This window comes from Candidatus Eisenbacteria bacterium (assembly GCA_035712145.1).
GTDB lineage: Bacteria > Eisenbacteria > RBG-16-71-46 > RBG-16-71-46 > RBG-16-71-46 > DASTBI01.
This window is the reverse complement of the sequence record DASTBI010000269.1, coordinates 58738-70076: the sequence shown is the minus strand read 5'-3', so window position 1 is coordinate 70076 and position 11339 is coordinate 58738. Positions and strand designations below refer to the sequence as shown.

The window sequence follows — 11339 nt, the reverse complement described above, 5'->3', positions numbered from 1 at the left end:
GGATGTGAGAGAGGTGCGATACAACACATTGATGAAGTGGTTCGCGATTGGACTTCACTCCGGATCGACCGTGCGCGTGTCGGCGATGGTCACAGGACTGCCGGAGCTTGCGCGGCTTCTGCTCGAGCACGTGCCCCGAAGGGCGTTCGACGATCAAACGTTCGAGACCCTGTGCGAGACGGAGCAGGGCAGGCTGCCCGAGGTATGGGGTTGAGACGGGATGCCGGCGTGTCGGGGGTATCGCGATCGCTGTAGGAGATGGATTGCGAAAAGACCCTTGACCGAACTTTCGTCGCACACTCGCCGTTCTCGGCGTTGGTCTCCGCGAAGCGCGCCAATCGCCTCATGGTCGTCGCTGATGGCGCAACGCAGTTCCTCATGACGTTTCTTGTCTAGAGCCACGACTTCTTGGCAGCGCGAGTCGCTGAGAACGTCGCAATGGCCCGTGATATGAAGTAGGCGCAGCCCCCGGCACACTCGCCCCCGCCGAGACTGCCGTGAAGAACTACTCGCTATCGCATCTGAGCAATGAAGTGCTGCTGCGTGAGGTCGTCGTCATCGCCGGCCGTGCGCGCACCGCCACCGCGGAGCTGCTGGCTCACATCGCCGAGATCGACGAACGAAAGCTCTACTTGCCGGCTGGCTACGCCTCGATGCATGCCTACTGCATCGGAGAGCTGAAGCTGTCCGAGGAAATGACCTCGAAGCGCGTGGCCGCGGCCCGAGCGGCCCGGCAGTTCCCAGTCATCTTCGCGATGGTGGCCGACGGGCGTCTGAGTCTCAGCGCGATCGCTGTGCTGAGGCCCTTGCTCACGCAAGACGATGCCGAGGATCTGCTCGCAGTCGCCGCAGGCAAGACCCGGCTGGAACTGGAGCAACTCGTGGCCGAGCGGTTCCCCCGGCTGGAGCTGACCACGGGACTGGCAGCGGTCCCGACTGTGGACCACCCGGTATGCCAGGGCACAGGTCGATCGTCCCCGGGGACGATCTATTTGCATCCGAAGCCGCCCGTCCGAGAGGTGGAGCCTGTCGCTCCGGAACGCTTCACGCTCCAGGTCACGATCGACCGGGCCACGCACGATCTGCTTCGCCAGGCCCAGGACCTTCTGGGTCACCAGGTTCCCCATGGAGACCTCGGAGCTGTTCTCGGCCGCGTTCTCCGGCTGGGCGTGGCGCAGCTCGAGAAGAGGAGATTGGGCGCTACGGATAGACCTCGTACCAGTCCGAGACCCTCTGCAAGCGCTCGGCACATTCCTCTTTGTGTGAGGCGAGCCGTTTGGGCTCGCGACGAAGGGAAGTGCACCTTCGCGGGAGAAAGCGGCCACCGATGCGCCGAGAAAAGAGGCCTGGAGTTCGATCACATCGAGCCGGTGGCCCGAGGGGGCCGGACGACGGTGGAGAACCTGCGACTCCGCTGCCGGGCACACAACCAATACGAGGCGGAGCGAGTGTTCGGAACCGGGTTCATGAACCAGAAGCGCGAAGCGGCGCGCAGGGCCAGGGAGCGCGTCGAAGAAGTCGCTCACTGTCTCCGGCAGCTACGATACCGAGCGCACGAGGCGAGGCGGGCCGCCGAGTTCAGTGACTCGATTCCGAGCGCCCCGCTGGAGGAAAGGGTGAAGCGCGCCTTGACCTGGTTCGCGCCGCGGGTCACGGCGGTCGCAACGGGCTGTGGGACCTCGGCGTCTACAGTCCCACGCATGAACCGGCCGGACGCGAGGTCGTGATGAAGCCGCGCCAGGTCAGCGCGCGTTCACCAGGTTCTCGGGATTCAATCCCTGCAGGTCGGCGGGGAGGAAGCGCCCGTCCTTCCGCACCAGCTCCCCGTCGAACCACACCTCGCCTCCGCCGTACTCCGGACGCTGGATGAGGACCAGGTCCCAATGGATCTGGGAACGGTTGCCGTTGTCGGCCAGCGCGTAGGCCTGGCCGGGAGTGAAGTGCAGGGACCCCGCGATCTTCTCGTCGAACAGCGTGTCGAGCATGGGCCGAAGGATGTGCGGATTGAATCCGAGCGAAAACTCGCCGACCGACCGCGAGCCTTCGTCGGACGCGAGCAGCTTTTCGAGGCGATCCTGCGGACTCCCGGTCGCCCTCACGATCGCTCCGCCTTCGAAGGTCAGGCAGACGTCGCGGTAGGTCGTGCCCTGGTAGAGCGAAGGAGCGTTGTAGGAGATGTGGCCCTCGATCGAATTCCTCACCGGCGCCGTGAAGCACTCTCCGTCCGGCAGGTTGCGGCGCCCTTCGCATGACACCGCGCCGATCCCCTTGATGCTGAAGCGCAGATCGGTCCCCGGGCCGCGAAGCCGGACCTCGTCGGTGCGCCGCATCCGGTCGGCCAGGGGAGCAATGGCATCCGCCATGAGCCCGTAGTCGAGTGTGCAGACGTCGTAGTAGAAGCGCTCGAACGCCGCGGTGCTCATGCCCGCGAGCTGCGCCATCGACGGCGTGGGGTAGCGCAGCACCACCCACTTGGTGTGGTTGACGCGATAGTCAGCATGCACCGCCTTCTGGATGAGGCGAGCGTGAAGCGCCGCGTGATCGGGCGGGACGTCCGCGAGCTCCGAGACGTTTTCGACGGCGCGGATCCCGACGTAGGCCTGAGCCTTCTGCATCTGGAACAGCTCGATCTCGGCTTGCAGGGCCACCTGCCGCTCGTTGCCCTCGAGGAGGAGCTGGCGGATCAATGCGTTCTTCCGCAGGTACGGGAGCGGGACGCCGCCGACCGCGTGCACCTCGTCGATCAGATCGGACACCAGCCCGTCCGTCAGATCGAACGACTCGATCAGCATCACTTCGTCCCGCTCGAGCCGGGTCGAATGTCGCACGATCGTGCGCGCGAGCAGCGCCCTGCGTGGATCAGACACCGGCCTTCACCTCCCGGGCGCGCGCGTGCTGGTCCTGGGCCCAGGCGTAGAGGGCGTCGTACAACGGCGTCTCCAGGCGCAGCTTCAAGTGATCGTCGCGGCCGTGCAGCAGGCGAAAACCGGAAGCGATGGCCTTGAGGCCTCGGCTCTCCGGCATGCGGTCGGCGTGCTCGGTGATGTCGGCTCCATGGATCAGCTGGCCCAGGATCGCGAGCGCCGGATCGCGTTCGAGCCCGTACTTGACGAGGATGCTCTCGAACGAGCAGCGGCCGTCCCGGTGCCCGAGCTCCACGCCCTCGACGTCGTAGGGCACGGCGCCTTCCTGCTCGGCGACTTCGCGGACCTTGTCGGGCGCCACGAACAGGAACTCCGCCTCGGGGTCGACGAACCGGCGGATCAGCCACGGACAGGCAATCCGGTCGACGGCGGCATTCTCACGCGTGATCCATTTCATCGGCGCCTCCTCGGTGCGGGTGGACCCCAGATATAGCAGTTGACAGATAATATATCAACTGCTAGAAATACTCCCCGTGGAGGGCCACCGATGAAGCCGCACGACTGGTTGTTCCTGATCCACCGCGTTCCCGCCCGGCCCCTCTATCTACGGGCCAGGATCCGCGCCCTGCTCGCCCGCGCCGGCGCCGCGCCGCTCAAGAAGGCGGTCTACGCGCTGCCGCACGGTGAAGCGGAGCTGGCCCGGCTCAAGGCGGTGGCCGACGAGATCCGGAGCGCCGGCGGTGAGGCCTTCGTCTGCGAAGCCCGCTTCACGTCGGCGGAGGACGAGGCGGCTCTTCGAGCTGCGTTTCGCTCACCGGTGGCGCGTGCATCGAAGGGCGCGGATTCTCGCTGGAAGGGGCAGGCGTGGGTCACTCGCTCCGGGATCCTGGTCGATCGGATCGCGTGCGCGTGGTTCATCCGCCGATTCCTCGATCCGAAGGCACGGATCCGCTTCGCGCCGCCGCCCCACACGATCCGCGCGGGAGAGCGAAGCTTCGACATGCCGGGCGCCGAGTTCTCGCACGAGGGCGGAGGCTGTTCGCTGGAAACGCTGATCGCCCGGACCGGGACCGAAGACGTCGCCCTGTCGCGCGTCGCGCGAATCGTTCATGAGCTCGATCTCCGGGACGGCGCGTTCGACGTTCCCGAGGCGCCCGGTGTCGAGCGCCTCCTCTCCGGGATCGTGTCCTCCCATGCCGACGACGCGAGCCGGCTCGAGCGAGGGATGACGCTCTTCGATCACCTCTACCGCTCGTTCCGTCCCGCTTCACTCCCATCGCCCACGGTGGCGCGCCCCAAGCCGCGGCGTCCGCGCGAGGTGCGTTCGTGATCTCGTCCGGCGAGGTCCTGGTGCTCGACCGCCGGCAGGTGGCCGAGCGGCTGACGCTCGAGGAGTGCATCGCGGCCGTGGAGAAGGCACTGGCCGCGCAGGGCCGCGGGGCGCGGTACCGGTCGCAGTCGCTCGGCGCGCGCGTGGAGCGCGGGGGCTTCCACGTGAAGGCCATCGTGCACGAGCAGGAACGTCCCTGGTTCGTCGCGAAGACGAACGCCAATTTCCCCGGCAATCCCGAGCGCATCGGGCTCCCCACGATCCAGGGGGTGCTGCTGCTCTTCGATGGGGAGACCGGACGTCCGCTGGCGGTGATGGACTCGGCGGAGATCACGTTGCTGCGCACCGCGGCGGCCACGGCCATTGCCGCGAAGCACCTGGCGCGGCCGTCATCGCACGTCGTCACCATCGCGGGATGCGGAGAACAGGGCCGAATCCATCTCAGGGCGCTGCGTCAGGTGCTGCCGATCGATCTCGTCTACGCATGGGACCGCGGAGCTTGCCGGGCGGACCGCTTGGCCGCCGAGCTCTCCATCGATCTCGGCATCGAGATCGTTCCGATCGCCGATCTTGCCGAAGGCACCCGCAGGAGCCAGGTGATCGTGACGTGCACGCCGTCCCATGAACCGTTCCTGACTCCCCAGCACGTGATGCCGGGCACGTTCGTCGGGGCGGTCGGCGCGGATCATCCCGAGAAGCACGAGATCGATCCCCGCCTCATGGCGGCCTCCACGGTCGTGGTGGACGACATCGATCAATGCGCGGCCATGGGCGATCTGCATCACGCCCTCGAGAGTGGGGACATGAGCCGGGATGGAGTCCATGCCGAGCTGGCCGAGATCGTGGCCGGGAAGAAGCCGGGACGGACGCGCGACCGTGAGATCACACTCTTCGATTCCACCGGGATCGCCCTGGAGGATGCGGCGGCGGCCATTCTGGTGTTCGAGCGAGCCTCAGCCGGCGACGATTTCCGCAAGGTCGCGATGGGAGCCTGAGGTCATGGTGCCGGCGTCGGTGGAAAACGTGCTGCTCGTGGTCCTGCGGCGACCGGCCGATCGCGATCTCGACCTCGGCAGCCAGCTGCGTGAGCTGAGCGCCAGTTCCCTCACGGAGGGGGTCTACTTCATCCCCGACGTCGAGGGCGCCTTCGCCGCGGCGCGGTCGCTGACCGATCTGATCGAGCGCGCCGGCGGTCTCGCGCTGCTGGGTCGAGGATCGATCCTGGGACCGGAGCCCGTCACGCCTCAGGGGGAGCCGCGAGTGTCCGACGGGTGAGCGTCGCCGCGCAACGGACGACCGAAGCGAGCGACGAAGTCCGCCGCGACGTCGGCCTGGGCGCGCTGGCTCGCTACTTCATTCGACTCGGCTCGCTGGGATTCGGCGGCCCGATCGCGCTCGCCGGCTCGATGCAGCGCGATCTGGTCGAGCGCCGCCGTTGGATCTCGGCTCAGGACTATCTGGATGGGCTGGCGCTGGCCCAGCTGATGCCGGGCCCTCTCGCGGCGCAGCTCGCGATCTACTTCGGGTGGGTGCGGGCGCGCGTGCTCGGCGCCACGATCGTGGCCGCAGCCTTCGTGCTTCCTTCGTTCCTGATGGTGCTCGGGCTCGCCGCGCTCTATGTCCGGTACGGCGGTCTGCCGTGGGTCGGCGATGTGTTCTACGGCGTCGGACCGGTGGTGATCGCGATCATCGCCCGAGGCGCCGTCAAGCTGGCAGGCATGACGCTCCGGCGCGACGGCCTCCTGTGGATGATCTTCGGCGCGAACGCCGTGGTCACCGCCTGGACCGGCCGCGAAGAAGTGGCGGGCATCCTGCTGAGTGGATTCGTCGTGCTGGTGCTCCGGGCCCGGACTTCGGTTGGCAACTCTCTGTGCGGGATCACCACGCTCGCGTCCTGGCTCGTGACCGGCGCCAGTGGCGTGGCGAGCGGCGAGACGCTGGCGCGCATCGCCTTCTACTTCTTTCAGGCCGGCGCCTTGGTGTTCGGCAGCGGCCTGGCCATCGTGCCGTTTCTCAGGAGCGGGGTCGTCGACGGATTCCACTGGCTCGACGAGCGCCAGTTCATGGACGCCATCGCCATCGGCATGATCACGCCAGGACCCGTGGTGATCACCGTCGCCTTCATTGGCTTCCTGGTGGCGGGACCGCTCGGCGCCGGCGTGGCCACCCTCGCCGTGTTCGTCCCGTGTTACCTGATGGTGGTGCTGCCCGCGCCTCACTTCGCCCGCGTCGCACGGAGCCGGCGCCTGCGGCACTTCGTGAGCGGTGTGACCGCGGCCGCCGCGGGAGCGATCGCCGGTGCGGTGATCGTTCTCGGCCGCCGCGCGGTGTTCGATCTGCCCACCCTGGGTCTGCTGGTCGCGGCGCTGTTCGCGATGCGTCGCTGGCCGAAGCTGCCGGAGCCCACGTGGATCGCGCTGGCGGCCGTGGCCGGTCTGGCCTCGAGGAGCGTGCGCGGCTAAGGCCGCGGGGGAGGCTTCGCCACCAGCGGCTCGGACGTGATCGGAGTCGTGGTTTCCGCGTCGTCGGCCGCCGGCTCCTGGCCGTTCTCCTCGATCGGCGGCGGATTCTCGAGCGCCAGGCGCAGCACCTGGTCGATGCGATCCACGGGTGCAAAGATCATGTGTGAGCGCACCTCGATCGGCACCTCCTCGAGATCCTTCTGGTTCTCCGCCGGCAGGATCACGGTCTTGAGCTTGGCGCGATGCGCCGCCAGGACCTTCTCCTTGAGCCCGCCCACGGGCAGCACCCGCCCCAGCAGCGTGATCTCGCCGGTCATCGCGATGCCATGCCGCACCTTGCGATTGCTCAGCAGGCTCACCAGCGCGGTCGCCAAGGTGACGCCCGCGGAGGGTCCATCCTTCGCGGTCGCTCCCGCGGGGATGTGGATGTGAAGATCGGCGTTGTCGAAGAAGCCGGGATCGATCCCGAGGGTCAAGGCGTTGGCGCGCACCCAGGAGAGAGCGGCGTGCGCGGATTCCCGCATCACGTCCCCGAGCTGTCCGGTGAGCTGAAGCCCCTTCGAGCCAGGCATCGCCGTGGCCTCGACGGTGAGCACTTCGCCGCCGAATGGCGTCCAGGCCAGGCCGAGCGCGGCTCCCGGCGCGTCGATGCGCGTCACCATGTCGGACTGGAAGCGCTCGGGGCCGAGCAGCTCGGAGACCCGGTCAGGCCCGATCTCGAGCGGGGGCGACTTGCCTTCAGCGATCTGCTTGGCGGTCCTGCGCAACAGATTCGCCAGCTCGCGTCCGAGGTTCCGGAGTCCGGCCTCGCTCGTGTACGAGCGGATCACCAGCAGAATCGCGTCGTCCGTGATCGTGATGCCGAGCGACTCGAGACCGTTCTCGGCGATCGCCTTGGGCAGCAGATGGAGCTTGGCGATCGCGACCTTCTCGAGCTCGGTGTATCCCGAGAGCTCGATGACCTCCATGCGGTCGCGGAGCGCCGGCGGCACCGGGTCGAGGTAGTTCGCGGTGGTGACGAACAGCACCTGCGACAGATCGAACGGCACGTCGAGGTAATGGTCCATGAACGCGTGGTTCTGCTCGGGGTCCAGCACCTCGAGCATCGCGCTCGCCGGATCGCCGTGGAAATCGCTGGCGAGCTTGTCGATCTCGTCGAGCATGAACACCGGGTTCTTCGATCCGGCGCGGCGGATGCCGCGGATGATGTTCCCCGGGAGCGCGCCGATGTAGGTGCGCCGGTGTCCTCGGATCTCGGCCTCGTCCCGCACGCCGCCGAGCGACTGGCGCACGAACTTGCGGCCCAGGGCGCGCGCGATGCTCAGGCCAAGCGAGGTCTTGCCGGTCCCCGGGGGGCCCACGAAGCACAGCACGGGTGTGCGTGCGTCCTTCTTGAAACGGCGCACCGCCAGGAACTCGAGGATGCGCTCCTTGATCTTCTCCAGCCCGTAGTGGTCTTCGTCGAGCACCTTGCGGGCGTTCGACAGATCGAGGTCGTCCTCGGTGGTCATGGCCCACGGCATGTCGCCGAGCCACTCGAGATAGGTGCGCGCCACCGTGTACTCGGCGGCCTGAGGCGGCATGCGCCCGAGGCGCTCGAGCTCGCGCTCGGCCTCGCGCCGGACGTCCGGAGGCATCTGCGCCTTCTCGAGCCGCTCACGCAGCTCTTCGACCTGGCGCTGCGCGTCGTCTCCTTCGCCCAGCTCCTTCTGGATCGCGTGCAGCTGCTGGCGCAGCACGAACTCTCGCTGGCGTGCGTCGAGCGTCTCACGCACCGACTCCTGGATCTGCTGGCCGACCTCGAGCACCTGCAGCTGATGGGTGACGATCGCGTTGAGGATGCGCAGCCGCTGCTTGGACTCCAGAGTCTCGAGCACGCGCTGCTTCTCGGCGACCGGGATCTCGAGCAGCGAGGCCATGAAGTCGGCGAGGCGCCCGGGCGAAACCTGATTGCGTGCAGCGACCACCGCTTCGGTCGGAAGGTTCTGCGACATCGTCACCAGCTGCTCGAAGCCCTTGAGCAGCGACTGCGACATGGCCTCGGTCTCGACGTCGTCGTCCTCGACCTCGGTGAGCGGGGTGACGCGTGCCACCAGATAGGGGTCGCGCTTGACCGGCGCGTCGAAGCTCACGCGGCCCGTGCCCTGCACGATGATGGACACGCGCTCGTCGGGCAGCCGCACCATGCGCAGCACGGTCGCCAGCGTGCCGACCGGGTGGAGATCGCTCGGCTTCGGATCTTCGACGTCGGGGTCGTTCTGCGTGAACACCGCGACCGTGCGGTCGCCGGCCATCACGTCGTTGACCACATCTCGGTTCTTCCTGCGTCCCACGCTCAGCGGCAGGATGGCGAACGGAAACAGCACCGAGTGCCGGATCGGGAGGATGGGGACTTCGCGGGGGCCCGAAGGGACGATCGGAGGCGTCACGACGTCTTCGGACACCGTGCGCAGCATGTCGCTGGAGACCGCTCTCCTGTCACGTCGCGGCGCGCGCGCGGGCGGCCGGGGGTTGGCGGTCTTGCGTTTCGGCGCCGGCTTCCGGCGGGTGGGGCTCATCTCGGCTTCGCCGGGTCCGCGCCTTCGTGGATCGGCACGTCCTTGACGCGGCCGGCAGCCGAGCGAATGCGGATCTCGAGCATGCCGTCGCGGTAGTGAGCCTGGATGCCGTTCGGATCGGCCTCCCAGGGCAGCTCGAGGGCGCGCTCGAACGTTCCGAAATAGATTTCCGCGCGATGGTAGTGAGCACCGTGCAGCTCATGGGGAGGAACACGGCGCCCGCTGACGATCAGCATCCGTCCTTCGAGACGCACGCGGACGGCGTCTCGAGGAATGCCGGCCAGCTCGAGGATCACGCGCGCCGAGTCTTCGGACACCACGACATCGGCAGGCGGGGCCCAGGGCAGCTGCGCGAAATGCGCGCCCGGATGGCGGTGATACACCAGGTCCCGCCACAGGCGCTCGACCTCGCGCTGAACGAGTTCGAACGGATCGTTTTGTTCGGGGGACATCAACACTCCTTCGTGGGGCAACTCCGAGGATAGCGCAGGAAGTGGAGGTGGCAAACCCCAGGCTCGAGTGGCCGGGATTACATCCCCTGAGTCCAGATGTGCGCCGTGTTCACGATGGTCAGGCTGGCGCGGCGAATCGACTCCTGAAGGGCGGCCGCGTTGGGCCACGAGTGACGGCCGCACGAGCAGACCAGATGGCCATCGGGTCGTTCACGGATCTCACAGCGCTTGCCGTCGTGTTCCCTGCAGAACGGGCACATGGGCTCCTCCGGAGCCGAGGAGACTAGCCGACGTCCGCCAGAGGGTCCAGGGTGGCGGCCTCGCGCCAGGCTTCGGCGTCCACGGCGTTGGCGCGCGCGATGCGCGCGTACAGATCGGCGCTGCGCCTGCGCGTGCGCGTCCTCGCGGCGTCGGTGAAGTCCACATGGTACAGCCCAAAGCGCCCGCGATAGCCGTCGGCCCACTCGAAGTTGTCCATCAGCGACCAGTGGTAGTAACCCAGCACCGGCGCGCCCTTTTCAATGGCCTTTGCGACGTGGACCAGCGTGTCCACCATCACGCGGGGCCGCATGCGGTCGGCCGCGTCGGCCACGCCGTTCTCGGTGATCACGATCGGGACGCCGAGATCGGTGAGCCGGAGCAGCGCCTCCTCGATCCCCCGCGGATAGAGCTCCCATCCCAGATCGTTCACCGGCGCGCCCTCGGTGGCGACGTGAGGATCCGGGGCGAACATCTTCACCTTCCACCGCGCGTAGTAATTGAGGCCCACGAAATCGAGGCTCCCCTCCAGCTCGGGCACGCGCCGCTTCACCGGCCGGGCGCCGGGAATCGAGAGATCGATGTCTCCGGTGCGGGGCGCTCTCAGCACGTCGTCGTTGAACACGCGGCTCTCGAAGAAGGTCCGGAGCAGATCGAGCGGGAACCACGGCCGGCTCGGCTCCAGCACCGCGTAGTGCTTGACGAATCCCACGCGCGCCGCGTAGCCGTCGCCGTCGGCATCGATGCGGTCGGCTTCGTGGAGCGCCCGGTAGGCGAGGCCGTGGGCCTCGAGCAGATTGGCGATGACCATCAGCGCGGCGCTGTCGTTCCTCATGGCCGGCGGCCACACGCCTTCGGAGAAGCTGCGGAAGGCGTACACCTCGGGCTCGTTCACGGTGCACCACCAGTCCACCTCGCCGCCGAACTCGCGGCCGCAGAAGCGCGCGAAAAGGGCGAAGCGCTCGACCGTCTCGCGGTTCTCCCACCCGCCACGATCGGCGATCCACAGGGGATTGGTGAAATGATGCAGCGTGACCATCGGCTGGAGCCCATGACGCCGCATCGACGAGAACACCTCGTGGTAGTGCTGCACCTCGTTCGTGTCGATCCGGTCGGGCTCGGGCTCGATCCGGCTCCACTCGATCGACATGCGGTGCGCCCCGTGGTGATCGGCGGCGGCGAGCGCGAAGTCCTGGTCGAAGAGCTCGTAATGGCGGCACGCCGGCCCGCTCGTGTCTCCGTCCGCGATGCGTCCGGGCTCCGACTCGAATCGCCACCAGTCGTTGTGCCGGTTGCCGCCTTCGACCTGGTGCGCGGACGTGGCGGCGCCCCAGACGAAGCCGGCGGGGAAACGATGCAGTGCGCTCACGATGCGAGCTTAGCAAGTGGGCGGCATGTGAAGCACGCGCGCCGCC

The 11339-nt window shown here is 67.7% G+C and carries 12 protein-coding genes; 6 read left to right on the top strand and 6 right to left on the bottom strand.

What is annotated here, in order from left to right:
• Positions 1-214: hypothetical protein (locus VFQ05_19015; GenBank protein HET9328862.1), on the top strand; the 214-nt coding region annotated here is incomplete at its 5' end.
• A gap of 283 nt (positions 215-497) precedes the next feature.
• Positions 498-1727 (top strand): HNH endonuclease signature motif containing protein, encoded by a 1230-nt coding sequence (locus VFQ05_19010; GenBank protein ID HET9328861.1) that lies wholly within the window; start codon positions 498-500, stop codon positions 1725-1727.
• A 15-nt stretch (positions 1728-1742) separates the two neighbouring features.
• Here the strand turns inward: VFQ05_19010 and VFQ05_19005 are convergent, their stop codons facing one another.
• On the bottom strand, positions 1743-2867 hold the full coding sequence (locus tag VFQ05_19005; protein ID HET9328860.1) for an aminopeptidase: 1125 nt from the start codon (positions 2865-2867) through the stop codon (positions 1743-1745).
• Entirely contained in the window at positions 2860-3321 is a 462-nt protein-coding gene (locus VFQ05_19000; GenBank protein ID HET9328859.1) for a chromate resistance protein ChrB domain-containing protein, read from the bottom strand. Before VFQ05_19000 ends, VFQ05_19005 begins: the two co-directional genes overlap by 8 nt.
• Before the next feature lie 90 nt (positions 3322-3411).
• Here VFQ05_19000 and VFQ05_18995 point away from each other — a divergent pair, with 90 nt between their 5' ends.
• From VFQ05_18995 to VFQ05_18980, 4 genes are read left to right on the top strand one after another with little or no spacing between them, the layout of a single operon-like run.
• The gene (locus VFQ05_18995; GenBank protein ID HET9328858.1) at positions 3412-4194 is read left to right on the top strand and encodes a chromate resistance protein ChrB domain-containing protein; all 783 of its coding nucleotides are present in this window, start codon (positions 3412-3414) and stop codon (positions 4192-4194) included.
• Positions 4191-5189: an ornithine cyclodeaminase family protein gene (locus tag VFQ05_18990; protein HET9328857.1), complete on the top strand. Its 999-nt coding sequence runs from the start codon at positions 4191-4193 to the stop codon at positions 5187-5189. Before VFQ05_18995 ends, VFQ05_18990 begins: the two co-directional genes overlap by 4 nt.
• 4 nt (positions 5190-5193) lie before the next feature.
• On the top strand, positions 5194-5469 hold the full coding sequence (locus VFQ05_18985; GenBank protein HET9328856.1) for a hypothetical protein: 276 nt from the start codon (positions 5194-5196) through the stop codon (positions 5467-5469).
• Positions 5466-6656, top strand: coding sequence for a chromate transporter (locus VFQ05_18980; GenBank protein HET9328855.1), 1191 nt, complete (start codon positions 5466-5468; stop codon positions 6654-6656). Before VFQ05_18985 ends, VFQ05_18980 begins: the two co-directional genes overlap by 4 nt.
• On the opposite strand, the gene lon is transcribed toward VFQ05_18980, so the two are convergent.
• The 4 genes from lon to VFQ05_18960 all read right to left on the bottom strand — a co-directional run bounded on the left by lon (position 6653) and on the right by VFQ05_18960 (position 11293).
• Positions 6653-9214 carry an endopeptidase La gene (gene lon / locus VFQ05_18975; protein HET9328854.1) on the bottom strand — a complete coding sequence of 854 codons (2562 nt, stop codon included), beginning with the start codon at positions 9212-9214 and terminating at the stop codon, positions 6653-6655. The two genes, VFQ05_18980 and lon, sit on opposite strands and share 4 nt — an antisense overlap.
• On the bottom strand, positions 9211-9666 hold the full coding sequence (locus VFQ05_18970) for an Hsp20/alpha crystallin family protein (GenBank protein HET9328853.1): 456 nt from the start codon (positions 9664-9666) through the stop codon (positions 9211-9213). Before VFQ05_18970 ends, lon begins: the two co-directional genes overlap by 4 nt.
• 77 nt (positions 9667-9743) lie before the next feature.
• Entirely contained in the window at positions 9744-9926 is a 183-nt protein-coding gene (locus tag VFQ05_18965; protein ID HET9328852.1) for a hypothetical protein, read from the bottom strand.
• Positions 9927-9949: 23 nt separating this feature from the next.
• Positions 9950-11293, bottom strand: a complete 1344-nt coding sequence (locus tag VFQ05_18960) for a glycoside hydrolase family 1 protein (protein HET9328851.1) — start codon at positions 11291-11293, stop codon at positions 9950-9952.
• Positions 11294-11339: the final 46 nt, after the last annotated feature.